This is a genomic window from Sulfitobacter sp. TMED3 (assembly GCF_002167505.1).
Classification (GTDB): Bacteria; Pseudomonadota; Alphaproteobacteria; order Rhodobacterales; family Rhodobacteraceae; genus Sulfitobacter; species Sulfitobacter pontiacus.
Genome location: NZ_NHBI01000030.1, coordinates 1 through 24,631 on the forward strand (window position 1 = coordinate 1; position 24,631 = coordinate 24,631).

Here is a 24,631-nt window from a genome sequence, read left to right on the forward strand (position 1 = left end):
CAGCACCACTCTGCCGCGCCGGTGATCACGGCCACTGTGGTCTGGGTCGCCGCGATTGCCGTCGGGCTGGGGCTGGGCCTTGGCTTGGGCCAGCAAAGCGATCAACCCGCCCCGACCGAAACCGCCGCGCTAGAGGATGTCGCCTCTGACTGGCAGGTGCAGGATGGGACCATCGCGCTAGAGGTCACGCAGTTCGGGTCCGTCGTGGCTGGCAGCTTTGCCGATTGGACATCCGCGATCACATTTGACGACACCGTACAATCCGGCAAAGCGGGCGACGTAACGACCACGGTCGCGATCCCGTCGCTGAGCCTCGGGTCGGTCACGGATCAGGCGATGGGGGCCGATTTCTTCAACAGCGAGGCCTTCCCCACCGCGACGTTTCAGGCCGATATCAATGCCACCGCCGACGGCTATGTCGCGGCGGGCAGCCTGACGATCAAGGATCAGACGATGCCTGTCGACCTGCCTTTCACCCTGACATTGCAGGGCGACACTGCCCGGATGACAGGCTCCACCACGCTGGACCGCCGCAACTTCGGCATCGGGGACACCGTGACGGACGAAAGCTCGCTGGCCTTTAGCGTCACGGTGAATATCGACCTCACCGCCACACGCGGGCAGTAATCCCGCCCCACAAATGCAAAAACGCCGGGGTTCTGCCCCGGCGTTCTCGTTTCTTAATAAACGGTGGAAAGCTTACTCAGCCTTCATCGCTTCGATAGAGATGTTCACTTGCACTTCGTCGCTGACGAAAGGCGCGAACTGACCAAGGTTGAAATCGGTGCGTGTGACCGTGGTCGTCGCGTCGAAACCGGCCCAAGGCTTCTTGGCCATCGGATGCTCGCCCATCTGGTTCAGCTTGGCATCCAGCACAACGGATTTGGTCACGTCGTTCATGGTCAGATCACCGGTGATCAACGCGGTCTTTTCGCCTGTAACCTCGATACCCGTCGATTCAAACGTCACCATGTCGCCGTCTTCAGCGCCAAAGAAATCAGCGGTCATGAAGTGTTCGGTGCGGGGCTCCCAGCCGGTGATCATGTCTTTGACCGGGAAAGATACGGACACAGAGGAGTTCGCGGGCTCTGCCTCGTCCAGCATGATTTCACCGTCAAAACCGCTGAACATCGACGTGGTGGTCGAGAACCCAAGGTGGTTATAGGTGAAGACGATCTGGCTGTGGCTTGCGTCCAGCACATATTTTTCGGCAGCGAAAGCGGAGGTGGCACCCAGTGTCAGGGCGGTGGCAAGAAGGACAGACTTCATGGTCATTGGAATACTCCTGTTGGCGTTTGTCTGCACCATACATGAAGCATTTCAGCGTTTCAGCAACCCAGCAGTGTTCAACAGTTAATGCGCATTGGCGAACAGTCGCGCGTCAGACATGTGATAAACACGCACATATCGACCAAGCTGCGATCAGATCGCCAGACCCGAGTCGCGCAGGCTAAAGGTCAGGTTATCGACCACGCGGCGCTCTGCAATATGGACATCAACGATGAAATTGCCGCGCCCGTCCCAGAAGTGAAAGTTGCGGCCAACACGCTCCACCCGTCCCAGATCGCCAAAACTGCAGCGTTGCAGCACCCGTTGCGCCCCCACCGTGCGCGGACGCACCAGACGCAGCTCGCGCCGCAGCGTGTCGATCTGGATCTCGGGCAGCGCGGGCTTTTGCCCCGAGAGCATCAGGCTTGCCCCCAACATCACAGACAACGCCGACAGCCCCACCTTGAACAGCATCACATCAGACCCAAAGTTCGACCCCGGCGTCAGCCACAACCCCGACGCCGCCAGCACCAAGGCCGCCCCCAGCAACCGCTGGACGCTGCGCACCACCGCCCGAGAGCCATCTACCATTCCGGCCTGTGCCGAAAACTGAAGACTATCCGCCGAGAAATTCGTAACTGCGCCCATTGCTCTGATAAACCTTGCTTAACCGTGTGATCTCCCCTTCAGTTCTCGTATGGGTTCATGACGAAAAAGAGGCGCGACCGTGATCGAAGTGGTACTTTTCAAAGGATCACCCGCCCCAAATCGATAGACGCCCGTGCCATAGCGCCAACGCACCCTTGCCCTGCCTGCAAAACCGTGTATATCGGCCCTTCGTTTTGCATCATCTTTTGAACCGCGCAGACTCTCGTGGTGGGGCCGCAAAACGCAAATGCCCTGCCTATGAAATGCGCCTTGATATAAATAGGAGTGCACATGCCGCTTTATGAGCATGTTATGATTGCGCGTCAGGACTTGTCCAACACGCAAGCAGAAGGCCTTATCGAACACTTTGGCACAGTTTTGGCTGACAACGACGGCAAGCTCGTCGACAGCGAATACTGGGGCGTCAAAACGATGGCCTACAAGATCAACAAAAACCGCAAGGGCCACTATGCCTTCCTGCGTTCGGACGCACCAGCGACCGCCGTACAGGAAATGGAACGCCTGATGCGTTTGCATGATGACGTGATGCGCGTTCTGACCATCAAAGTTGATGAGCACAAAGAGCTGCCATCGGTTCAGATGCAGAAACGTGACGAGCGCCCCGAGCGTGGCGAACGCCGCGAACGTCGTTGATCATCAGCTTGCAATAAAGGACATAAACCATGGCCGCTAAACCATTTTTCCGCCGTCGTAAGGTCTGCCCCTTCTCGGGCGACAACGCACCGGCAATCGATTACAAAGACACACGTCTTCTGCAGCGCTACATCTCTGAGCGCGGCAAAATCGTTCCTTCCCGCATCACCGCAGTCTCCGCGAAAAAGCAGCGTGAATTGGCCCGTGCCATCAAACGCGCCCGCTTCCTCGCCCTGCTGCCCTACGCCGTTAAGTAAGGAGAAAGCACATGCAAGTTATCCTTCTGGAACGTGTGGCCAAACTGGGCCAAATGGGCGAAGTCGTGGACGTAAAGCCCGGCTACGCACGCAACTTCCTGCTGCCCCAAGGCAAAGCGCTGTCGGCTTCCAAAGCCAACATCGAAGCCTTTGAAGGTCAGAAAGCCCAGCTTGAGGCACAAAACCTCGAGACCAAAAAAGAAGCCGAAGCACTGGCTGACAAGCTTAACGGTCAGCAGTTCATCGTCATCCGCTCCGCCTCCGATTCGGGTGCGCTTTACGGTTCGGTTACGACCCGTGACGCGGCAGACGTTGCCACAGCCGAAGGCTTCACCATCGACCGCAAACAGGTCGTTCTGGGCAGCCCGATCAAAGACCTGGGCCTGCATGACGTCACCGTCATCCTGCACCCCGAAGTCGAAGCCACCATTCAGCTGAACGTTGCACGTTCCCCTGAAGAGGCCGAGCTTCAGGCCGCAGGCAAGTCGATCCAGGAACTGGCCGCAGAAGAAGAAGCTGCAGCCGAATTCGAGATCTCTGAACTGTTCGACGATATCGGCTCCGCCGCATCCGACGACGACGATCTGGCAGAAGCTGTCGAGAAAACAGACGAAGACGAAGCGCAAGCCTAAGCCTTCCGATCTGATTCCAAATGAAACGCCGCCGCTGACCTCTCAGCGGCGGCGTTTTTCATTGCGACATCGGCAATATGCCGCCCTGTGCTAAGCGACCCTCTGCCCATCCGGCACCGCTCTTGTTGCGCCGTTTTTCCGGCGTTGTAAGCATTTGGCTCCCGTCAACGATGCGAGTCACCCGCATGATCGCCCTCACACGTCGTTCCCTTTGCCAGATGTTGCTTTGCACACCTGCCCTCTCTGCCTGCGCCAGTACCGCGCCAGAGCCCGCCCCCGCGCCCCGCAAGCTGCCGCTCTATCCCAACGAGACGCCCGAGCTGCGCGGGCTGATCAACAAATGGGCCGACCACTACGAAGTCCCCCGCCCGTTGGTCCACCGTCTTGCCATCCGTGAAAGCACCCACCGTCCGGAGGCCCGCAATGGGCCCTACTTCGGCCTGCTGCAAATCCTGCCCGCCACCGCACGCGGCATGGGGTTTCGCGGCGATGCCGGCGATCTTCTCGATCCTGATGTAAACTTGAAATACGGCGTCAAATACCTGCGCGGCGCTTGGCTGCTGTCTGATGGCGATCACGCCACCGCAATCAAATGGTACGCCCGCGGCTATTACTACGAGGCCAAACGGCGCGGTATGCTGGTTGAAACCGGCCTGCGCAAAGGCTGAGCCCCCCTAAGGCGCGCCGCGCTGCCCCATAGGCGCAGGCGTGCNTNTCTCAGATCCAGTCGAGGTTCACCTGTCGCGCAGGGTATTTCGCCGCAAAGGTTTCGCGCAGAGCGCGGAACCTCGGTCTGAGATCCGCGAACTTGCGTTCATGGGTTTCCACGACCAAGCACCTGATCCCCTTGATCAAATCCGCTGCATCCATCGCCTCNAGCAGATCAAGCTCCGCGCCTTCGATGTCCATCTTCACAAAAGCGATCTCGCCGCGTTTATCGATTTCAGCCCTGATGATTTCCAGAAAATTGAGCAATGCGACATCGACATAATTGTCTGCGTCAATCGTACGNCCGCCGTCGACGATTGTGCTTTTGACCGATGCGCCCTTCATATTGTCGTCAAAGTTCGCAGCCCGCATCAGCCGCACAGTGCCCGAGCTGGCCCCAACCGCCGCGTTGACAAGACGCACGTTCGCGCGGTCTTTCACAGCCGCCGAGAGCTGTTCAAACGCGTAGGGATCGGGTTCATAGCTGATCACCTCGGCGCCTGTGTCGGCCAACAAACGGGTCACGACACCCACATTGGCCCCGCAGTCCATCGCCAGATCGCCAGGCTTCAGCATCGCCGTCACCCCCTTGAGAAAGCCCATCGCCTCGGCCTGACGCAGGTTCCGCTTTGCACGCCGGCGGGCTTTGCGCTCCTCCTCGGTCAGGGGTGTCTTTGCTCTCGCGGCGCGGCGCGCCCTGTTGCTGGCTTGATCTGACATGTGTCTACCACCCTCCCCTTGGCTGGAACTGCCGCATTTTGCTGCACTAAAACGGATAACTCCCCAGCCGTCTAACGAAAAAAGCCGCCCCAATCGGGACGGCTTTGATCTTTGTGATACCGAAAAAGGGGAAAGACTTATTCGTCTTCCAGCTCTTCCACGGCTTTCTGCAGGTCTTCCTTCGACACTTCTTTCTCGTTCAATGTCGCCTGTTCAAACACGTGATCAACGACTTTGTCTTCGAACAAAGGAGCGCGCATCTGCTGTTGCATCTGCTGGTTTTGCTGAACGAATTCAAAGAACTGACGTTCCTGACCCGGGTACTGACGTGCCTGGTTCATGATCGCTTGCGTCATTTCCGCGTCGGTGACCTGAACTTCGGCTTTCTGACCCAGCTCGGCCAGCAGCAGGCCAAGACGCACGCGGCGCTCGGCGAGCTTCTTGTGCTCGTCTGTGGTTTCGATTTCCGGGTGGTCATGACCCTGAACGTCAGGGTTGTCTTCGTGCCACAGCTGGTGCGCGATCTGGCCTGCTTCGGCTTCGACCAGCGACGGCGGCAGGTCAAAGCTGACCAGCTTGTCCAGCTCGTCCAGCAGACCGCGTTTCATGACAGCGCGCGACGCACCGGCATATTCCGCTTCCAGACGCTCTGCGATCTGGGATTTCAGCGCAGCCAGATCTTCGGCACCGAATTTCTTGGCCAGCTCGTCGTCCACTTTCGCGGCAACAGGCTTTTTCACTTCTTTAACCTTGCACTCGAACACGGCTTCTTTGCCGGCGAGGTGAGGCGCTTGGTAATCTTCCGGGAAGGAAACCGTTACGTCTTTCTCGTCGCCTGCCACAACACCGACCAGCTGCTCTTCGAAACCGGGGATGAAGGAGTTGGAGCCCAGCACCAGCGGGTAATCTTCCGCCGCGCCGCCTTCAAAGGCTTCGCCGTCTACTTTGCCGAGGAAATCGAATGTGATCTGGTCGCCGTCTTCTGCCTTGGCACCCTCTTCGCGGGCTTCAAAGTCCTGTGCGGTCTCTGCCAGGTTGGCCAGCGCTTCTTCAACGGCGGCGTCATCGGCTTTGACAACCATTTTTTCCAGCGTGATGGACGACAGGTCTACTTCTGGGATATCGGGCAGTGCTTCGTAGGTCATGGTGACCTCGACGTCGTCGCCTTCTTTCCAGTCTTCATTCGCCATTTTGACGTCGGGCTGCATCGCAGGGCGATCGCCGGACTTTTCAAAATGCTCTTGCATGGCGCCATCAATGCTTTCCTGCATTGCTTCGCCCATAACCTTTTGGCCGAACTGCTTTTTCAGCAGCGCCATTGGGACTTTACCTTTGCGGAAACCCTTCATCTCGACTTCGGGCTGCGCTTCGGCCAGCTTTTCGTTGACCTTGGCCTCCAGCTCAGCTGCTGTCACAGTGATGGCATAGCCGCGTTTCAGACCTTCGTTCAGCGTCTCGTTGACCTGCATGTTTGCTCCATAGGGTAAGGCCGCGCATTGCGGGGCGCGGGCGGAAAAATTTCCGCTCTTCTATTGGGGCCTGCGCTTGGGCGCAAGCGGATTTGGCGGCGGGGTCCCGTGGGACGGGGCGAATTGCCCCCTGCCCCCGCGTACCGATGGCATTTAACGTCTCGCGCGGCGTCCAGTGGGCGCATACTCGGCCCCCGAGGCACCGCATCCGGCTCAGGACATACCAAGCGCTTCTTTGTACATCTCAAGCACGGCTTCTTCTTCGGCGATATCATCGGCTTCGCGCTTGCGCAGAGCGATTATCTTGCGCAGCACCTTGGTGTCGTAACCGCGGGATTTCGCTTCGGCCATGACCTCTTTTTGCTGTTCGGCGAGGTCTTTCTTCTCGGCATCCAGCCGTTCGATCCGCTCTACGAACTGGCGCAGCTCATTCGCGGTCACGCGATATGTGGCATCACCGATGGCGTCTTGGGATTCGGGATTGGTGGCACTGTCGCTCATCTGGGGCGTCCTATGTCTTGAATGGGTCAGCGCATTGACTACCCGCGTGCCTGCGCTGCCGCAAGCCACTCTTGCCCATTGGGCGGAATTCGGATAGCTCGCGGCCTATGGAAAATGCATCTCTTTCAATCTTTGACGTCCTGATCTGGGCGGGCGCGGCGATCTCCTTTGTAGGGTTGGTCGGGCTTGTCTGGTGTATCCTGCGCGTGGCCCGTGCCAAACGCGCNGCCCTGCCCGAAGAAGAGATGCGGATCGTCCTGCAAAAAGTGCTGCCGATGAACCTTGGCGCATTGCTGCTGTCGGTGATCGGGCTGATGATGGTCGTGGTCGGTATCATCCTCGGCTAAGGCAGGTGACGGCCACTTTCNGCCCCTGTCTNTATANATAACAANCGCCCAGAGACCGACACNGCGTCAACCTCGCGCTTGCGGCTTGCCACACATTCAGCATTCATTATATGTTTTCCCGACACCCGCCGCTTACGGCGGTACNAAAGGGCGATATAGCATATGATTGAAGCAGATTGGATTTGGGGCCTGATTGGCGGGCTGATGATTGGCAGCGGCGCTGCGGTCTACCTGTTGGGGAACGGCCGCATCATGGGAGCCAGCGGCATTATNGGCGGGCTGGTGGACGGATCGGCGCGCGGCGCTTGGGCCGAACGCGGCAGNTTTCTGGCGGCGCTGATCATCTTNCCTGCGGTGATCGCATTCTTTGCCCCCGTCCCTGCGACCACCAACCTGACAGAGAACCTGTGGCTGGTCGGNGCGGCCGGTCTTCTGGTCGGGCTGGGCACGCGCATCGGCAATGGCTGNACCTCNGGTCACGGGGTCTGCGGCATNTCGCGGCTGAGCCCACGCGGTATCGTTGCCACGCTCGTTTATATCGCGGCAGGCGCGCTGATGGTTGTNGCCCTGCGCGCCCTGGTCGGAGGGGTCTGAGATGCGCAATATGCTNGCCGCCCTCGCCGGGGCCTTGTTTGGCACCGGGCTATATCTGTCGGGCATGACCGANACCCAAAAGGTCCAGGGGTTTCTGGATTTCTTCGGGGANTGGGATCCGACGCTCGCCTTTGTCATGGGCGGGGCCATTTTGCCGATGGCGGTCGCTTGGGCGNTNACCCGTGGGCGGCGGCCCGTGGNGGGCGGTGANTTCCCCGAACGCCCCGACCCGCGGCTGGACCGCAAGCTGATCGTGGGNGCCGTGCTCTTTGGCGCGGGCTGGGGGCTGGTCGGGCTGTGCCCGGGGCCTGCGCTGGCGTCGCTTGGGTTTGGCGGCTTGGGGGGCCTGATTTTTCTGATCACCATGCTGGCGGGTATGATGATCGCCCCCAAAGCGCGGCGGATACTAGACACAACGCGGGCGGCTGGATAAGTCAAACTATGGATATTCGTCAAATCACCCCCCGCTTCTTTGCTGCCCCTCAGATCGACCCCTCCGATATGGAGGCGATCAAAGAGGCTGGCGTTACCTTGATCCTGTGCAACCGTCCCGACGCGGAAGTGCCCCCCAGCCANCAGCATGCCGCCATCCAGGCCGCGGCAGAGGCGGCTGGNCTGCGCTTTGCGGTGCAAGAGCTGACGCACCAAACGATGACCCCNGATGTCATTGCCCGTAACCGCGAGATCGGCGTGGCGCAGGACGAGGTTGTTCTGGCCTATTGCGCCTCGGGCACACGGTCGACCATCGCTTGGGCCTTGGGTCAGGCAGGCGAACAACCGGCAGACGCGCTGATTGAGGCCGCACGGGCCGGTGGCTACGACCTAAGCCACATGCGCGGCGTGCTCAGCGCCCCCTACGCGTAACCGCAACGCGCCACGGGTCAACGCGCCGAAGTCAACGCCCACGGGTCGATCCGCCAAGGATCAGGCCAGCCGCGCCGTTGCCGAAGCCATACCAACGGATAGCGCCAAAACGGCGCTGTCACCCTGCGACTGATGTCCCCGGCATCATTTGACGAAACTCACATCCCTTACACCATCGCACGCCTCCTTCACTGCCATTTCACCCCTATGAAATGACGCAGAGAGGTTACGATTCCCTTTAGAGGGCCGGAAAAATCGCCCTAGGCCCCGTTCTGCGCCAACGGCAGTTCAACCCGAAAACCGGTGCCCGACACCTCGGTAAGATACGAGATATCCCCCTGCAAACGTTTGATAATCTCGCGGCATATCGCCAGTCCCAGACCGGCCCCCTCGCCGCCCTGCCCGGGCAAACGACTAAACTTTTCGAAAATCAATTCCTGCGAGGCAGCATCGATCCCCGCGCCATTGTCGATCAGGTCCACAATGATGCGGGGCCCCTGCTGGTGGGCGCGGATCGACAGCTGCGGGTCGTCGGCAACACAATACTTCTGCGCATTTGTGATAAGGTTGATGAAAACCTGAACCAACCGATCCAGATCCGTCTCCAGCATCACCTCCTCGCCCGCCAGATCGCGGTCGATGGTGATCGCGCGGGTATTGGCGGCGCGCGCTGTGGTCACGGCCTGATCCAGCACATCGCGCAGCGACCCGCGCTGACGGTTCAACGACACCTCGCCGTTTTCCAGCACAGACAGGTCCAGCAGATCGTCCAGCAACCGCGTCAGCCGGATGGTTTCGGAGTGGATGATCGAGGCATAGCGCGTCTTTTCCTCGGGCCCGAGCCCTTGGGCGTCGCGCAGAATCTCGGAGAACGACCGGATAGAGGTCATGGGCGTGCGCAGTTCATGGCTGATCTGGCTCAGAAAACTGTCTTTCTGATGCGACAGTTGCGTCAGCTTGTCATTGGCGCGGCGCAGCTTCGCGGCGGTATCGGTCAGCTCGCGCGATTTGATTTCAAGCTGGCTTGAATACTCCAGCATCTGCGCCGATTCGTCCGCCACCGCCAGCAGATCCTGCACCGAGACAGAAGCACCGCCGACCAGCTGCGACACCATCGCATGGGCCGTCGCCGCCCCGACCGAGGCCGCCAATTCACGCTCCAGCGCCTGAACAAAACGCGGCGTGGGCTCTGGCAAACCATCCGATTTCTCCTGCAACTGGGCTTGCGCGCGGAAAAATCCCTGCGCCTCGGCGGGGCCCAAAATCCGCTGCGCCATGATCATCAGATCCTCGCTGGCCGCGACAGACGCGCTCCACCCGCGGGCGGCGGTGGAATGGTCGAAGATATTGACAAATTGCGCGCCTTGCAGCCGCTCGACAGGGGCCGGAAAGCTGAACAGGGACACGGCGACAAAGACCAGCGCATTGAGCGAAAGGCTCCAGATCACTGCGTGAACAGTGGGGTCCAAGCCGTTGATTCCAAACAAGGCTTCGGGGCGCAGCCAGGTCATGCCGAACAGCCCGTCCTGAAAGGTCGCGACCGACAGCGCCGCGCCTGCGCCAAAGCTGGGCAAGAGCATCGTATAGACCCAGATCGCAAAGCCCACGCATAGCCCGCAGACGGCCCCCGTGCGCGTGGCCCCGCGCCAGAAGATACCGCCCAGCAACACCGGCAGGAACTGCGCGACCCCCCCGAAAGAGATCGTCCCGATCGCCGCCAACGCACCGCCGCCGCCCGACAGCCGGTAATAGAAATACCCCAGCGAGATGATCAGCAGGATCGACAGCCGCCGCGACAGGATCACCACATGACGCACGTCGCCCGATTGCTGCACCGTGTTCTGCCCATAGGTCAGCCAGATCGGCATGACGATATGGTTGCTCACCATTGTCGACAGCGCCAGCGTCGCCACGATCACCATCGACGTGGCCGAGGAAAAGCCCCCCAGAAAGGCAAACATCGCAAGGCTGTTCTGCCCTTGGCTGAGCGGCAGGCTCAGCACGAATAGATCGGGGTTCGACCCTTCGGGCAGCAGGTCCAGCCCGACCACGGCAATCGGCACGACAAACAGGCTCATCAGCATGAGATACAGCGGGAAGGCCCAGCTGGCGGTTTGCAGGTGACGTTCGTCGTCATTCTCCACCACCAGCACCTGAAACATCCGCGGCAGGCAGATGAAGGCGGCAGCAGCCAGCAGCGTCAGCGCGGCCCAACGGCCGCCCTCGACCTGCCATTGACCAAGGGCCGACCGGTCGATCTGCGCCAGCGCCTGATCGACGCCGCCCGCCAGCCCCCAGACCACGAAAACGCCGACGGCCAGCAGGGCCAGCAGCTTGACCACCGCCTCGACAGCGATGGCGATGACCACGCCGTGGTGGCGTTCGTTCACGTTGAGATTGCGGGTGCCGAAGAGCACGGTGAATAGCGCCAGCCCCACCGCGACCCAAAACGCCGCCTGTGCGGAATTCAGCGGATCGCTGCCCGGTGTCACCCCCGGCTCGGCGCTGGCAAAGATCGACAGGGACAGGGTAACCGATTGAAGTTGCAGCGCGATATAGGGCGTCACCCCGATCACCGCCATGATGGTGACCAAGATCGCCAGCAGGTTCGATTTGCCGTAGCGCGAGGAAATCAGATCCGCGACAGAGGTCACCCGATGCGACCGCCCGATGCGCACCAACCGCCGCAGCACCCACCACCAGCCGATCATCACCAGCGACGGGCCAAGGTAGATCGTCACAAACTCCAACCCCGACCGCGCGGCATAGCCAACGGCGCCGTAAAAGGTCCAGGCGGTGCAATAGATCGACAGCGACAGCGTATAGACCAGCGGAGAGCGCAACAGCCAGTCGCCCCGCCCCCGTGCCGCCGCACGCTCTGCCGCGAAGGCCACGGCAAAGAGCCCGACCACATACAGCAGACAGACCGCGACCAACTGGTTCAGTGACACCATCAGTCTTGAGCTTCCTGGGCAATCTGCCGCGCCGTGCGCCGCCAAAGCAGAAAGCACAAGACGATGCCCGCCAGCCAGACGCCAAAGACATAGCGCAGCGCGTGCGACATGGGCACGGCCGCGCCCACGGGGGCATCCTGCACGGGCCAGAGCAGCGGCACCATCCAGAAGGCCAGCACCAGCAAGGGTAGCAGCCGGACGGCATCCATCATGCGGCGAAACCGGTAGCTGCGCCGTTCCAGAAACAGCGGCGAGCCGGGGGGCTTGCTCATGCTTTTGCGGTGCCTGCGGCGGTCAGATCGCGCACGGCTGCCAGCATATCGGCATTGGAAAACGGTTTGGTCATAAACCGGCTGACCCCGGCCTCTAGCGCGATTTCGCGGTCGCGAGTCTGGCCGCGGGCGGTCAGCATCAGGATCGGCAGATCGGCCAGCGCCGCATCCGCACGCAGTTCTTTCAGGATTTCGAAACCGCTCTTGCCCGGCAGCATCACATCCAGCATCACCAGATCGGGGCTGGCGTTGCGGATCACCTCCACGGCTGTCGCGCCATTGGCCAGCGTTTCGACGCGCCAGCCCTCACGGCCGAGTAAAAATCGTATCGCCTCGGCGATGTTCGTCTCGTCTTCCACGAGCACCACATGCTTGCCCATTGGCAAAATCCCTCCCTGTGGCCCTGGTCGCTTGTGCCGCGATCTCGGTAGGCCGAGCGGCAAGATGCACGGAAAACCCTGCCCTGTCAAAAGCCTGATGCCCCGCGCTATACCCCGTCATTCAGGATCGACGGTTCGCGCCGCGCCGGACAGGCCGCGCGCGGGCAGACGCGACAGGTGGCCCCCACATCAAGCGCGGGCGCACTGTCCGGCCCTGCGGGCAGGATCAACATCACCGAATGCAGCAAGGGTACCGCGTTGTAATCGCGCACGTTTTGCGTCTCGCAGGTGGCAAAACAGTCAAAGGCAGAATGGCCCCGCCCCAGTTGCGCGACCCGTTGTTTCTGCACCATGCCCGGGCTGCCCAGAACGGCGAACAGCGGCCAAAGCGGGCAACAGGCCCCAAAGCGCGGCACGACGAAACCGTCGATGGATTTGCGAAAAATCAACGTGCCCGACCGGTCGCAGATCACCAGCCCTGCCCCCAGCTCCGGCACCGTTGCCATGCGCCGCAAGACGCGGGCCACGGGCTGGCGCAGCTCTGCACCAAGCGCCATGGGGTCCGGTCCAAGCCGGTCAAGCGCCTGTGTCAGCCGCGTGATCGGCAGGGCTTCGGCGTCGATGGCGATCTGCTGCAACACATCGCGCGCGATGTGATGCGCGGCCACGCTTTGCAGTTCGGGGGCGGTCTGGATCAGTTTTTCGATGGCATCCGCATCCCCTTCCGTGACCTCGAGCGTGGCAAAACGATAGCGATGCGCGGCCAGAAACGCCTCTACCTCCTCTTGCGGGGAATCGGCGGCGGGGGTGATTTCAGGGTCGGCCTCAAGATAGCCCACAAGCGCCTGCGCGCTATCGGCAAGGCGACGGCTGTCCTGATCAATGTTGATGTGAAACCGGTCGCGCCATTCGGGTTCAAGCGTTTTGGTATCGGCCAAAATCGACGCGGTGGACCGGATCGCGGCAGCGGTCGTCAGCAGCTCGTGCATAGAGGCCGCCAGATGCGGGTCATGGGCCAGCCGGTCGGTCAGGGTTTCGACCGTACGCTCCAACGTGGCGATCCGGCGCTGTGCGTTGGCCAGCACATCGGCCCAGCCCGGGAACCGCCCGGCAAATTCATCGGCGCGGGTCGCCTCCGGCCCGCTGAGCCGCGCATCATCCGCCGCCTCGCGCAGGGTGGCGATCAGCGCCGCCTCCGCCCCTTCGGTCAACGCCGTCGGCTCCACCCCAAGGGCAGCCGCGATGTTAAGCAGCAGCTTCCCGCCGATTCTGCGACGGTTGTGTTCGATAAGATTCAGATAGCTGGCCGAGATGCCGATCCGCTTGGCAAGATCCGCCTGTTTCTGCCCCGCCATCACCCGACGTTCACGGATACGGCTGCCGGTCAGCGCATCGCGGGTCACGCGGCACCCCCGCGCGAATTATATCGCGTTATCAACGGCTTTCTGCGCTGCAATATCATTAAATTTACAACTCCCTCACAACCCGTGCGAATATATTTACAGAATAGTTGTTTTTATCAAGGGGCTTGTTGATCGGTTTTCAGTTTTCCTCTCATATCATATTTGCACCTCTGTGCATCATGGACCCGGAAAAATAATCGGGCCGTGATTTCAACATTTGGGAGGAAATACATGTCATTTTCTAACTTGACGCGTCGTGGCGTGATCAAAACCGGCGCTGCTGCCGGGGCCGGTCTGGCGCTGCCGACGTATCTAAGCGCGGCCGCGCATTCCGGCTTTACCAACGCGCCAACGGGCGACACGGTGACGCTTGGCTTTAACGTACCCCAATCGGGCCCCTATGCGGACGAAGGCGCAGATGAGCTGCGCGCGTTCGAGCTGGCGGTCGAGCACCTGAACGGTCAGGGCGACGGCGGTATGCTGAACACCTTCAGCTCGAAGGCGCTGGAAGGTAACGGGATCATGGGCAAGAAAGTCCAGTTCGTGACCGGCGACACGCAGACCAAATCGGACGCGGCCCGCGCATCGGCGCAGTCGATGATCCAGAAAGACGGCGCGATCATGATCTCGGGCGGCTCAAGCTCGGGCGTGGCGGTTGCTGTGCAGGGCCTGTGCCAAGAGGCCGGCGTGATCTTTATGGCGGGTCTGACCCATTCGAACGACACCACGGGTAAAGACAAGAAAGCCAATGGCTTCCGTCACTTCTTTAACGCCTATATGTCCGCTGCGGCTTTGGCACCGGTGCTGAAGAACCTCTATGGCGATGATCGCAAGGTCTACAGCCTGACAGCCGACTACACATGGGGCTGGACGCAGCAGGAATCCATTCAGGCCGCGACCGAAGCCATGGGTTGGGAAACCATCAACGACGTGCGCACGCCGCTCGCCGCGACCGATTTCTCGTCCTATATCGCCCCTGTTCTGAACTCCGGTGCGGATGTTCTGGTGCTCAACCACTACGGCGGAAACATGGTCAACTCGCTGACCAACGCCGTGCAGTTCGGCCTGCGTGAAAAGCAGGTGAACGGCAAGAACTTCGAGATCGTCGTGCCGCTCTATTCAGAGCTGATGGCCCGTGGTGCGGGTGAGAATATCACCGGTATCGTCGGCTCGCAGAACTGGGACTGGAAGCTCGAGAACCAGATGGGCGACCGCTACAAAGGCACCAACGCTTTCGTTCAGTCCTTCGGCGAAAAATACGGCTTCCCCCCCAGCCAGGCGGCTCAGACCTGCTATGCGCAGACGCTGCTATACGCGGATGCGGTGGCCCGTGCCGGGTCGTTCAACCCCTGCGCCGTCGGCGAAGCCCTTGCCGGGTTCGAATTCGATGGTCTGGGCAACGGCCCGACGCTGTACCGTGCCGATGACCACCAGTGCTTTAAGGACGTTGTGGTCGTGCGCGGCAAAGAGAACCCCGAGAATGAATTCGATCTCGTGGAAATCGTCGAAGTCACCCCAGCCGATCAGGTCACCTATGCACCTGACCACCCGATGTTTGCGGGCGGCGAGTTGGGCGACTGCAACCCCGGCGCGTAAATCAAGTCTAAGGCAGGGGGCGACCCCTGCCTTACCTTGCCGGCGGGCTTTTCCGCCTTTCACTTCTTAAAAATTCGAGGGCACCGCGATGGACGCCATTCTTTTGCAACTTCTTAACGGGTTGGACAAAGGTTCAGCCTATGCGCTCATCGCGCTTGGTCTGACGTTGATTTTCGGCACGCTGGGTGTCGTGAACTTTGCCCATGGGGCGCTGTTCATGATCGGTGCCTTCTGCGCCGTCACGCTAAGCAAGATTTTCACGCTCAGCCATAAGGCATCGGAACCCTCCGGCGTCGATTTTCTGGGCAAGCCGAAATACGAGGACATTCTCTATATCAAGGATTGGTTCGGAGAGACCGCCGGTGCCTGGATGCTGGATTGGTCCGTTCCCCTGTCGATCCTCTTTGCCGTGCCGATCATGCTGGCCATCGGCTTTGTCATGGAGCGCGGGTTGATCAAACATTTCTACAAGCGCCCCCATGCCGACCAGATTCTGGTGACCTTCGGTCTGGCGATCGTGCTGCAAGAGGTGATCAAGTATTTCTACGGCGCGAACCCGATCCCCACCTCCGCCCCGGAGGCGTTTCGCGGGTCGTTCGACTTTGGCGTGATGCTGGGCTTTGATCCCAATGCGATCATCTACCCCTACTGGCGCCTGATCTATTTTGCTTTCTCGGCGGTCATCATCGGCGGCGTTTTTGCCTTCTTGCAGTTCACCACCTTCGGGATGGTCGTGCGCGCCGGTATGGCCGACCGCGAGACCGTCGGTCTGCTGGGCATCAACATCGACAAACGTTTCACCATCATGTTCGGCATCGCCGCCGCGGTCGCCGGTCTGGCCGGTGTCATGTACGCNCCGATCAATTCGCCCAACTACCACATGGGTATGGATTTTCTGGTGCTGAGCTTTGTGGTCGTCGTNGTCGGCGGCATGGGGTCGCTGCCCGGTGCCGTGCTGGCGGGGTTCTTGCTGGGTATTCTGGAAAGCTTTGCCTCNATGAACGAGGTCAAGAACATCCTGCCCGGCATTGACCAGATCATCATTTACGTTGTCGCGATACTCATCTTGCTGACACGCCCCCGTGGCCTGATGGGCCGCAAAGGCGTGATGGAGGAATAACCCATGCACTCACTCACGAAAAAAGACTTTCTCCTGCTGTTGGTGGTGGCATTCCTGACCATGGCAGCCCCTATCATCCTCAACCCCTTCCCCGCCGGATCAGGGCTGGCGCAGTTCAACGCGGGCTACCCCGACNTGATGCAACGCTTTGTGATCTTTGGCATCTTTGCCATCGGGTTNAACATNCTNTTNGGNCTGACCGGNTANCTCTCCTTTGGTCACGCGGCCTTTCTGGGGGTCGGTTCCTACTCTGCCGTGTGGATGATGAAGCTCTTGTCGATGAACGTGATCCCCGCGATCCTTTTGTCGGTGATCGTGGCGGGGCTTTTCTCTGTCGTGATCGGCTTTGTCTCGCTGCGCCGGTCGGGGATCTACTTTTCGATCCTGACGCTGGCCTTCGCGCAGATGTCGTTCAACCTTGCCTATTCGGTGCTGACGCCGATCACCAACGGGGAAACCGGCCTGCAAATCGCGCTGAGCGATCCGCGTATCCTTGATGGGGCGAATGCACCCAGCTACCCCAATCTGTTCGGGGCGCAGATGAATGCGGCGACGACGCTGGATTTCGGGGCGTGGTCCTTCACCTTCTCGGTCGGNTATTACCTNTGTGCCGTGATNATGCTGCTGGCGTTCTATATCTCGATCCGCGTGTTCCGGTCGCCTTTCGGCATGATGCTGCGGGCGGTGAAATCGAACCAGCAACGGATGAACTACACCGGCCTGAACACCAAACCCTACACGCTGGCGGCCTTTGTCATCTCTGGCATGTATGCCGGTCTGGCCGGTGGCCTGCTNGCCGCGATGGACCCGCTTGCCGGTGCTGAACGGATGCAGTGGACCGCCTCGGGCGAGGTNGTNCTGATGACCATCCTTGGNGGTGCGGGCACCCTTCTGGGGCCGGTTCTGGGCGCGGGCTTTATCAAGTACTTTGAAAACATCTTTTCCAAGATCAACGATAACGTGCTGCACGGTTGGTTCGCCTTTATGNCCGACGGGCTGGAAGACACGCTGATCACGCTGATCCACCCCTTTGTGGGCAAGGGCTGGCACCTGACGCTGGGCCTGCTGTTCATGCTGGTCGTGATCTTCCTGCCCGGTGGTCTGGTCGAAGGCGGTCAACGTATCGGTCGCGTGTTCCGCCGCAAGGACCGNAACGCCGGATCGGTCGAGGCAGACGCCGCCGCACAACGCAACACACCCCCAGCCGAATAAGAAGGAGCTGAACAGATGGCCATTCTCGAAGTCAAAAATGTCGGCAAACGTTTCGGCGGGNTGCAAGCGCTGAGCGACGTGAACCTCAGCGTCGCGGAAAACTCGGTCCATGCGATCATCGGGCCGAACGGGGCGGGCAAATCCACGCTGCTGAACTGTCTGGTGGGCAANCTGATCCCCGATACCGGATCGGTCATGTTCGACGGGCAGTCGGTGCTGGGGCGCAAACCCTACGAGATCAACCAGATGGGGATTTCCCGCGTNTTCCAGACGCCCGAGATCTTTGGTGATCTCAGCGTGCAGGAGAACATGATGATCCCCTGTTTTGCCAAACGTGACGGGGCGTTCCAGATGAACGCGCTCACCGCCATGTCGAGCCAGCGTGACGTGATCGAAAAAGCCGAGGAGATGNTGGTCGAGATGAAGCTCGCCGACAANCGNCATATGNACGCGGCCTCTATGTCGCGCGGCGACAAACGTCGGTTGGAAATCGCGATGTGCCTGTCGCAAGANCCGCGCCTGCTGCTGCTGGATGAACCCACAGCGGGCATGGCGCGGGCCGATACCAACAATACCATCGACCTGCTGAAACAGATCAAGGACGAACGCGACATCACCATCGCCATCATNGAACACGACATGCATGTGGTGTTCTCGCTGGCGGAACGGATCACCGTGTTGGCNCAAGGCACCCCGCTGGTCGAAGACACCCCNGACAACATCAAAGGCCACCCCAAGGTGCGCGAGGCGTATTTGGGCGAATCCCAGGACGCCGCCTGACGCGGGGGGGCTCCCCCCTTCCGCGTCGCCCCGCACCAGAGGCTTTGCAAGGACAAGACTATGAACACGAAACCCGATTTCTCGAACAGCGCCAACCACGCCGCTACCGCCCCCGCCTATCTTTCGGTCTGGGACATCCACGCCTATTACGGCGAAAGCTACATNGTGCAGGGCGTCAGCTTTAACGTGCATGAAGGCGANATCCTGGCGCTTCTGGGCCGCAACGGGGCGGGNAAAACCTCTACCCTGCGGGCCATCGCGCAGATNGGNGACCCCGANNTGCGCAANGGCGANGTCTGGCTNGACCACCAGCCGCTGCACAAGATGGCCAGCCACGAGGCCGCCGCCAACGGTCTGGCGCTGGTCCCCGAAGACCGCCGCATCATCGCGGGTCTCACGGTCGAGGAAAANCTGCAACTGGCGCAGATCGCCCCGCCCATCGGCTGGTCGCTTGACCGCATCTACGANTTNTTCCCCCGCCTCAAGGAACGCCGNAAGCAAGAGGGCGTGACCCTNTCGGGCGGCGAGCAACAGATGCTGGCGATTGCCCGCGCGCTGGCCCGTGACATCAAGGTGCTGCTGCTGGATGAACCCTATGAAGGGCTTGCCCCCGTCATNGTGGACGAGATCGAAAAGACCCTGTCGCTGATCAAATCCCAAGGCATCACCACCATTCTNGTCGAACAAAACGCGGTGCGTGCGCTTAAACTCGCGGATCGTGCGGTGATCCTTGATACCGGCGGCGTGGTGTTTGACGGCACCGCCGAAGAGGTGCTGAACAACGCCGAACTGCGNGCCGAATATCTGGCAATCTGACGGCCAAGCCTCGACGCGCGCGGGAAAACNAGACGAAACATATGTTTCACACCGGCATTTTCCCGCGCCCGCGTCCCCCTGTCACATCCCCCATATCCCTCGCCCCGATCCGCTGCCCGATCCCGCGCTTTGCGCGGCCAAGCTTACGTTAGGCAACTGCTTGCTTTTCATGGCTGCGCCCATGCCCTATAAGGCAGCAATTCAAGGGCACAGGCAGCGCCCGATCGACTTAGACTGGCTGAGGAAAATATGACAAAAAACACCCATGACGCCGATGTGGCTTTTATCCAGGCGCTCGCCGAGTTGCTGAATGAAAACGATCTGACCGAATTGCAGGTCAAGCGGGATTACGCCGAGGATGACAGCCTGAATGTGCGCGTCAGCCGTAAACCCCCACAACAAATCGTCGCGCCNCAACAGGCGCAGTCGGNCCCTGCACANTATGCAGCNCCNGCCCCCGCGGCCTCTGCACCGGCAGCGGCAGCNGCCCCTGCCGCAGACANNAGCGACCCGGCGGATCACCCCGGCGCAGTCGTCTCTCCGATGGTGGGCACTGTCTATATGCAAGCCGAACCCGGCGCGCCCGCGTTTATCTCTGTCGGGACAAGCGTTTCCGAAGGCGACACGCTGTTGATCGTCGAAGCGATGAAAACCATGAACCACATTCCNGCGCCACGCTCCGGCACGGTCAAGCGGATCCTGGTAGAAGACGGCGCCGCCGTTGAATTCGGCGCGCCTTTGGTGATCCTGGAATAAGGCGAAACCCATGTTCAAAAAAATCCTAGTCGCAAACCGCGGCGAGATCGCGTTNCGCGTGATCCGTGCGGCCCGCGAGATGGGCATCGGGTCTGTCGCCGTCCATTCGACGGCTGACAGCGATGCGATGCATGTGCGCATGGCAGACGAATCTGTCTGCATCGGCCCGCCCTCTTCGCAGCAATCCTATCTGTCGATCCCGTCGATCATCGCCGCCTGCGAGATCACCGGNGCCGAAGCGATCCACCCCGGATACGGTTTCTTGTCGGAAAACGCGGGCTTTGTGCAGATCGTCGAAGACCACGACCTGACCTTCATCGGCCCCACAGCGGAACACATCCGCATCATGGGCGACAAGATCACCGCCAAAGACACCATGAAAGAGCTTGGCGTGCCTTGCGTTCCCGGTTCTGACGGCGGCGTGCCCACATTGGCCGACGCCAAGCGTATCGGCGAGGAAATCGGCTATCCGGTGATCATCAAGGCGACCGCCGGTGGNGGNGGCNNNGGNATGAANGTGGCNCNNNNCGCCGCTGAAATGGAACGTGCCTTCATGACCGCCCGCGCCGAGGGTAAATCGAACTTCGGCAACGACGAAGTCTATATCGAGAAGTACCTGACCACGCCCCGCCACATCGAGATTCAGGTCTTTGGCGACGGCAAGGGCCGTGCTGTCCACCTGGGCGANCGTGACTGTTCGCTGCAACGCCGTCACCAGAAGGTTTTCGAAGAGGCCCCCGGCCCGTCGATCACCGCCGAAGAACGCGCGCGGATCGGTAAGGTCTGTGCCGATGCGATGGCCAACATCAACTACATCGGTGCCGGCACCATCGAATTCCTCTATGAAAACGGCGAATTCTATTTCATCGAGATGAACACGCGTTTGCAGGTGGAACACCCTGTGACCGAAGGCATCTTCGGGGTCGATCTGGTGCGGGAACAAATCCGTGTTGCTGCTGGTATGGATATGTCCTTTACCCAAGAAGACCTGCAGATCAACGGCCACGCGATCGAGGTCCGGATCAACGCCGAGAAACTGCCGAACTTCTCGCCCTGCCCGGGCAAGATCACGCAGTATCACGCCCCAGGTGGGCTTGGTGTGCGGATGGATAGCGCGCTGTATGACGGCTATAAAATCCCACCCTATTACGACAGCCTGATCGGCAAGCTCATCGTCCACGGGCGCGACCGCCCCGAAGCGCTGGCGCGTCTGCGTCGCGCCTTGGGCGAGTTGATCGTGGATGGGGTCGACACCACGGTGCCGCTGTTTCATGCGCTGCTGGACGAACAGGACGTGCTGACAGGGGAGTATAACATCCACTGGCTAGAGCATTGGCTTGAAACCAACCTGGGCAATGCCTGACCTCACGCCCGAGCTGTTATTACACGGCTATTCCATCGGGATTTTCCCCATGGCCGAACACCGCGACGACCCAGAGATTTTCTGGGTCGATCCGCGGCGTCGGGGTGTCTTTCCCCTCGACGGGTTCCATATCTCGCGGTCACTGGCGCGCGCGATGCGGCGCACGCGATTTACCATCACCACCAACACCGCGTTCAACGACGTTGTCGCCGGCTGCGCTGACCGCGCCGACACTTGGATCAACGCCGAGATTTTCAGCCTTTACGCCCAGCTACATACGCTTGGTCATGCCCACGCCCTTGAGGTCTGGGAGGATGACATGCTGGTGGGCGGGGTCTATGGCGTCACGCTGGGGCGTGCGTTCTTTGGAGAAAGCATGTTCTCAAGGCGCGACAACGCGTCCAAGATCGCGCTGGCCTGTCTGGTAGACCGGCTGAACCGCGGCGGGTTCACCCTGTTTGACACGCAGTTCCTGACCCCGCATCTGGCGTCCCTTGGCGCGCAAGAGATCACCCGCGCGGCCTATCACGCACGGCTAGAGATGGCGTTGATGAAAACCGCAGACTTCACAGCGCCCGCTGCGGCCAGCCCTCAGGACGTAGTGCAGCGGATGACCCAGATGTCATAGCGCGGATGCTCCAGCGCCGACAACGCGGGGGCAGAGGCGATCATCCAGCCTGCAAAAAGCCGGTTCTCGTCGCCCGTCTCGACGATCTCAAGCTCGGCATAGGCATCGCCCGCAGGGTTGCCCGACGGATAGCGACATTCGTTCATCGTCACATTCAGATTGCCCACGCGCGCGGTTTCGCCACGGCGCATTTCAACGTCACGCGACACACCCGATACCTTGTCGAGCGCGCGCAAAATACCGCCTTCAGCGCTGGCGACCTGCTGTGCCTGCACCGGTGCGGCCATTATGGCGAGCATCATCAATATCTTGCGCATCACATGGGTTCCTTGAACGTCAAAGGGCGTCGCCAGCAGAGCCGGGCAGCGCAGCAGCGCGCGCCCGATCACGGGGCGCGCGTGTGGCGTTTATTCGGGCTGCCACGCCTCGTAGTCACCGCGGTCCGCAGGCTTTTCACGGCGGATCGACCCTGCGGGCGCATAGGCCAGGGCGGTGCCGGTCAGGTTCTCTTGGTGGGGCTTTTCCCAGGTTTTATGCGCCAGCGGACGCGCTTCGGGGGTTTCATCCCACGAATGGTGCAGCCAGCCGTGCCAATCCGCGTTGACGCGCGTCGCCTCGATCTCGCCGTTGAAGATCACCCAGCGTTTGCTGCTGTCCGCGTTGCGGTAGTACACATTGCCCTCGGCGTCTTCGCCGACCTTGATGCCCTTGCGCCATGTGAACAGCTGCGTGTTCAGCGTCTGGCCGTTCCACCACGTCACGCCGCGCAAAAGAGAGTTGAGAATGCCCATAGAGGTCTCCTGAAGCTTTGATGGATATATGCACCAAGGCCGCGCAAAGGTCTAGCGGGCTTCGGGGCACATAGCCGCGGTTTTCAGCCGGGTAGGCAGGCGGTGACTTCGATTTCGATGCGGTATTTGTCGTCGATCAGCCCGCATTCGATCATTGTCGCGGCGGGTGGTGCGTCGCCAAAGACCTCGGACAGGATCGGCCAGCAGGGTTCGAACTCTGCGCGGTCGGGCAGATAATAGTTCACGCGCACCACATCCGCCATGGTGCAGCCTGCCTCGCGCAGGGCGCCTTCGATGGTCGCAAGGGCGGCGCGGCACTGGTCGGCCACGGTATCGCCCTGCCCCACGGTGCCCGCCACATGGACAANNCCCCCCGCCACAACGGCGCGGCAGTAGCCGATCTTGGCTTCGAACTCACCGCCGGAAAAAATACGTCTTGTCATGATGCGCCTCTTGTCTGTCATGCCTGCCCCTGTCAAAGCGCCTGCCCTTGCTAAGGTCAAGCGACAAAGCGGCGGCCCCCTGCCAGATACGAAAAAGGCGAACCATCGCTGGCGCGCCTTGATCAGATAACATGCAGGCGATGCCTAGCCGGCGGTTGCAGGCTCTTTCTCGGCGTCGGCGTGGATCATCAGCGGTGCCGCGTCAGAGGTCACCGCCTCTTCGTTCACGACCACCTCGGTGACGCTGTCCATGCCGGGCAGATCGAACATCGTGTTCAGCAAGATATCTTCGAGGATGGAGCGCAGACCACGGGCACCGGTTTTGCGTTCGATGGCGCGTTTCGCGATCGCCAACAGCGCGTCATCGGTAAAGGTCAGCTGCGTATCCTCGATCTCGAACAAGCGCTGGTACTGTTTGACCAATGCGTTTTTCGGTTCGGTCAGGATGGTGACCAGCGCGTCCTCGTCCAGATCCTCGAGCGTCGCCAGAACCGGCAGACGGCCCACGAATTCAGGGATNAGGCCGAACTTCAGCAGATCTTCCGGTTCGAGGTCGGTGAAAATCTCGCCAATGCCGCGGGCATCCTGATCACGCACATCGGCACCAAAGCCCATGGCCGACCCTTTACCGCGCGCGGCAATGATCCGGTCCAGACCGGCGAAAGCACCGCCGCAGATGAACAGGATGTTCGTGGTATCCACCTGCAGGAATTCCTGCTGCGGATGCTTGCGCCCGCCCTGTGGAGGGACAGAGGCCACGGTGCCTTCCATCAGTTTCAGCAAGGCTTGCTGCACGCCTTCACCGCTCACATCACGGGTGATGCTGGGGTTTTCGGATTTGCGCGTGATTTTATCAACTTCGTCGATGTAAACGATGCCGCGCTGTGCACGCTCGACATTGTATTCGGACGCCTGCAACAGCTTGAGGATAATGTTTTCAACATCTTCCCCGACATAGCCCGCTTCGGTCAGTGTCGTCGCATCGGCCATGGTAAAGGGCACATCCAGAATACGCGCCAGCGTTTGCGCCAGCAGCGTCTTACCGCAACCGGTGGGNCCGATCAGCAGGATGTTGGATTTCGCCAGNTCGATGTCCCCACCCTTCTGGGCGTGGTTCAGACGTTTATAGTGGTTGTGCACGGCAACCGACAGCACCCGTTTGGCCATCGCCTGCCCGATCACGTAATCGTCCAGAACATCACAGATGACTTTCGGGGTCGGCACACCATCGGTGGCTTTCAGCCCCGAGGCTTTGGTTTCCTCGCGGATGATATCCATGCAAAGTTCGACACATTCGTCACAAATGAAGACAGTCGGACCTGCAATCAGCTTGCGCACCTCATGCTGACTTTTGCCACAAAAGCTGCAATAAAGTGTGTTCTTGCTGTCGCCGCTCGAAGTATTAGCCATTTCAACCCTTTCAGGTCTGTCGTTTGATCNTGTCCGCCATAGGG

At 60.5% G+C, this 24,631-nt stretch carries 30 protein-coding genes; 17 read left to right on the forward strand and 13 right to left on the reverse strand.

Features of this window, described 5'->3' with window-relative positions; all coding sequences use genetic code 11:
* The coding region (locus CBB63_RS08505; RefSeq protein WP_286698837.1) for a YceI family protein at positions 1 to 627 on the forward strand (627 nt) is incomplete at its 5' end.
* A 72-nt stretch (positions 628 to 699) separates the two neighbouring features.
* Here the strand turns inward: CBB63_RS08505 and CBB63_RS08510 are convergent.
* Together CBB63_RS08510 and CBB63_RS08515 are read right to left on the reverse strand one after the other, a co-directional pair.
* Positions 700 to 1,269 (reverse strand): YceI family protein, encoded by a 570-nt coding sequence (locus tag CBB63_RS08510; RefSeq protein WP_174226624.1) that lies wholly within the window; start codon positions 1,267 to 1,269, stop codon positions 700 to 702.
* A gap of 153 nt (positions 1,270 to 1,422) precedes the next feature.
* A complete protein-coding gene (locus CBB63_RS08515) occupies positions 1,423 to 1,917 on the reverse strand; it encodes a hypothetical protein (protein ID WP_286698838.1) in 495 nt (164 codons plus the stop codon).
* Positions 1,918 to 2,208: 291 nt separating this feature from the next.
* On the opposite strand from CBB63_RS08515, the gene rpsF reads away from it, so the two are divergent.
* The 4 genes from rpsF to CBB63_RS08535 all read left to right on the forward strand — a co-directional run bounded on the left by rpsF (position 2,209) and on the right by CBB63_RS08535 (position 4,128).
* On the forward strand, positions 2,209 to 2,571 hold the full coding sequence (gene rpsF / locus CBB63_RS08520; RefSeq protein ID WP_005852867.1) for a 30S ribosomal protein S6: 363 nt from the start codon (positions 2,209 to 2,211) through the stop codon (positions 2,569 to 2,571).
* A 29-nt stretch (positions 2,572 to 2,600) separates the two neighbouring features.
* Positions 2,601 to 2,828, forward strand: coding sequence for a 30S ribosomal protein S18 (rpsR, locus tag CBB63_RS08525; RefSeq protein ID WP_005852865.1), 228 nt, complete (start codon positions 2,601 to 2,603; stop codon positions 2,826 to 2,828).
* Positions 2,829 to 2,839: 11 nt separating this feature from the next.
* Positions 2,840 to 3,460: a 50S ribosomal protein L9 gene (gene rplI, locus CBB63_RS08530; protein ID WP_064216809.1), complete on the forward strand. Its 621-nt coding sequence runs from the start codon at positions 2,840 to 2,842 to the stop codon at positions 3,458 to 3,460.
* A 218-nt stretch (positions 3,461 to 3,678) separates the two neighbouring features.
* Entirely contained in the window at positions 3,679 to 4,128 is a 450-nt protein-coding gene (locus tag CBB63_RS08535) for a transglycosylase SLT domain-containing protein (protein ID WP_005852857.1), read from the forward strand.
* A gap of 49 nt (positions 4,129 to 4,177) precedes the next feature.
* Here CBB63_RS08535 and CBB63_RS08540 read toward each other — a convergent pair whose 3' ends face one another.
* The 3 genes from CBB63_RS08540 to CBB63_RS08550 all read right to left on the reverse strand — a co-directional run bounded on the left by CBB63_RS08540 (position 4,178) and on the right by CBB63_RS08550 (position 6,858).
* Positions 4,178 to 4,888, reverse strand: a complete 711-nt coding sequence (locus CBB63_RS08540) for an FkbM family methyltransferase (protein ID WP_009826730.1) — start codon at positions 4,886 to 4,888, stop codon at positions 4,178 to 4,180.
* Positions 4,889 to 5,025: 137 nt separating this feature from the next.
* A complete protein-coding gene (gene tig / locus CBB63_RS08545) occupies positions 5,026 to 6,357 on the reverse strand; it encodes a trigger factor (RefSeq protein WP_005852852.1) in 1,332 nt (443 codons plus the stop codon).
* Positions 6,358 to 6,570: 213 nt separating this feature from the next.
* On the reverse strand, positions 6,571 to 6,858 hold the full coding sequence (locus tag CBB63_RS08550; protein ID WP_009826729.1) for a DUF2312 domain-containing protein: 288 nt from the start codon (positions 6,856 to 6,858) through the stop codon (positions 6,571 to 6,573).
* A gap of 107 nt (positions 6,859 to 6,965) precedes the next feature.
* On the opposite strand from CBB63_RS08550, the gene CBB63_RS08555 reads away from it, so the two are divergent.
* The 4 genes from CBB63_RS08555 (at position 6,966) to CBB63_RS08570 (ending at position 8,663) form a co-directional block, all read left to right on the forward strand.
* Positions 6,966 to 7,205, forward strand: a complete 240-nt coding sequence (locus CBB63_RS08555; protein WP_009826728.1) for a hypothetical protein — start codon at positions 6,966 to 6,968, stop codon at positions 7,203 to 7,205.
* A gap of 162 nt (positions 7,206 to 7,367) precedes the next feature.
* Positions 7,368 to 7,799: a YeeE/YedE family protein gene (locus tag CBB63_RS08560; RefSeq protein ID WP_286698839.1), complete on the forward strand. Its 432-nt coding sequence runs from the start codon at positions 7,368 to 7,370 to the stop codon at positions 7,797 to 7,799.
* A 1-nt stretch (position 7,800) separates the two neighbouring features.
* A complete protein-coding gene (locus CBB63_RS08565) occupies positions 7,801 to 8,232 on the forward strand; it encodes a DUF6691 family protein (RefSeq protein ID WP_286698840.1) in 432 nt (143 codons plus the stop codon).
* A gap of 8 nt (positions 8,233 to 8,240) precedes the next feature.
* Positions 8,241 to 8,663, forward strand: a complete 423-nt coding sequence (locus tag CBB63_RS08570) for a protein tyrosine phosphatase family protein (RefSeq protein ID WP_286698841.1) — start codon at positions 8,241 to 8,243, stop codon at positions 8,661 to 8,663.
* A 260-nt stretch (positions 8,664 to 8,923) separates the two neighbouring features.
* Here CBB63_RS08570 and CBB63_RS08575 read toward each other — a convergent pair whose 3' ends face one another.
* From CBB63_RS08575 to CBB63_RS08590, 4 genes are all read right to left on the reverse strand, one after another.
* The gene (locus tag CBB63_RS08575) at positions 8,924 to 11,617 is read right to left on the reverse strand and encodes a sensor histidine kinase (RefSeq protein WP_286698842.1); all 2,694 of its coding nucleotides are present in this window, start codon (positions 11,615 to 11,617) and stop codon (positions 8,924 to 8,926) included.
* The gene (locus CBB63_RS08580) at positions 11,617 to 11,889 is read right to left on the reverse strand and encodes a hypothetical protein (protein ID WP_009826724.1); all 273 of its coding nucleotides are present in this window, start codon (positions 11,887 to 11,889) and stop codon (positions 11,617 to 11,619) included. The genes CBB63_RS08575 and CBB63_RS08580 overlap by 1 nt, the downstream gene beginning before the upstream one ends.
* On the reverse strand, positions 11,886 to 12,269 hold the full coding sequence (locus CBB63_RS08585; protein ID WP_005852799.1) for a response regulator transcription factor: 384 nt from the start codon (positions 12,267 to 12,269) through the stop codon (positions 11,886 to 11,888). Before CBB63_RS08585 ends, CBB63_RS08580 begins: the two co-directional genes overlap by 4 nt.
* A gap of 107 nt (positions 12,270 to 12,376) precedes the next feature.
* Positions 12,377 to 13,672: a short-chain fatty acyl-CoA regulator family protein gene (locus CBB63_RS08590; RefSeq protein WP_286698843.1), complete on the reverse strand. Its 1,296-nt coding sequence runs from the start codon at positions 13,670 to 13,672 to the stop codon at positions 12,377 to 12,379.
* Between the two features lie 231 nt (positions 13,673 to 13,903).
* On the opposite strand from CBB63_RS08590, the gene CBB63_RS08595 reads away from it, so the two are divergent.
* The 8 genes from CBB63_RS08595 to aat all read left to right on the forward strand — a co-directional run bounded on the left by CBB63_RS08595 (position 13,904) and on the right by aat (position 21,943).
* Entirely contained in the window at positions 13,904 to 15,268 is a 1,365-nt protein-coding gene (locus tag CBB63_RS08595) for a substrate-binding protein (protein ID WP_037943985.1), read from the forward strand.
* An 88-nt stretch (positions 15,269 to 15,356) separates the two neighbouring features.
* Positions 15,357 to 16,388 (forward strand): branched-chain amino acid ABC transporter permease, encoded by a 1,032-nt coding sequence (locus CBB63_RS08600; protein ID WP_009826721.1) that lies wholly within the window; start codon positions 15,357 to 15,359, stop codon positions 16,386 to 16,388.
* Positions 16,389 to 16,391: 3 nt separating this feature from the next.
* On the forward strand, positions 16,392 to 17,600 hold the full coding sequence (locus tag CBB63_RS08605) for a branched-chain amino acid ABC transporter permease (RefSeq protein WP_286698844.1): 1,209 nt from the start codon (positions 16,392 to 16,394) through the stop codon (positions 17,598 to 17,600).
* A gap of 15 nt (positions 17,601 to 17,615) precedes the next feature.
* Entirely contained in the window at positions 17,616 to 18,380 is a 765-nt protein-coding gene (locus tag CBB63_RS08610; protein ID WP_286698845.1) for an ABC transporter ATP-binding protein, read from the forward strand.
* Positions 18,381 to 18,440: 60 nt separating this feature from the next.
* Complete coding sequence (locus tag CBB63_RS08615) at positions 18,441 to 19,196, forward strand: ABC transporter ATP-binding protein (RefSeq protein WP_286698846.1); 756 nt, start codon at positions 18,441 to 18,443, stop codon at positions 19,194 to 19,196.
* Positions 19,197 to 19,445: 249 nt separating this feature from the next.
* Positions 19,446 to 19,952 carry an acetyl-CoA carboxylase biotin carboxyl carrier protein gene (gene accB / locus CBB63_RS08620; protein ID WP_286698847.1) on the forward strand — a complete coding sequence of 169 codons (507 nt, stop codon included), beginning with the start codon at positions 19,446 to 19,448 and terminating at the stop codon, positions 19,950 to 19,952.
* Positions 19,953 to 19,962: 10 nt separating this feature from the next.
* Complete coding sequence (gene accC / locus CBB63_RS08625; protein ID WP_286698848.1) at positions 19,963 to 21,315, forward strand: acetyl-CoA carboxylase biotin carboxylase subunit; 1,353 nt, start codon at positions 19,963 to 19,965, stop codon at positions 21,313 to 21,315.
* Entirely contained in the window at positions 21,308 to 21,943 is a 636-nt protein-coding gene (gene aat, locus CBB63_RS08630) for a leucyl/phenylalanyl-tRNA--protein transferase (RefSeq protein ID WP_286698849.1), read from the forward strand. The genes accC and aat overlap by 8 nt, the downstream gene beginning before the upstream one ends.
* On the opposite strand, the gene CBB63_RS08635 is transcribed toward aat, so the two are convergent.
* From CBB63_RS08635 to clpX, 4 genes are all read right to left on the reverse strand, one after another.
* On the reverse strand, positions 21,907 to 22,260 hold the full coding sequence (locus CBB63_RS08635) for a DUF2155 domain-containing protein (protein ID WP_037954682.1): 354 nt from the start codon (positions 22,258 to 22,260) through the stop codon (positions 21,907 to 21,909). The genes aat and CBB63_RS08635 overlap by 37 nt on opposite strands.
* 90 nt (positions 22,261 to 22,350) lie before the next feature.
* A complete protein-coding gene (locus tag CBB63_RS08640; protein WP_005852787.1) occupies positions 22,351 to 22,734 on the reverse strand; it encodes an NADH:ubiquinone oxidoreductase subunit NDUFA12 in 384 nt (127 codons plus the stop codon).
* A gap of 83 nt (positions 22,735 to 22,817) precedes the next feature.
* A complete protein-coding gene (locus CBB63_RS08645; protein ID WP_286698850.1) occupies positions 22,818 to 23,177 on the reverse strand; it encodes a RidA family protein in 360 nt (119 codons plus the stop codon).
* Positions 23,178 to 23,321: 144 nt separating this feature from the next.
* A complete protein-coding gene (clpX, locus tag CBB63_RS08650) occupies positions 23,322 to 24,587 on the reverse strand; it encodes an ATP-dependent Clp protease ATP-binding subunit ClpX (RefSeq protein WP_286698851.1) in 1,266 nt (421 codons plus the stop codon).
* Positions 24,588 to 24,631 lie beyond the last annotated feature (44 nt).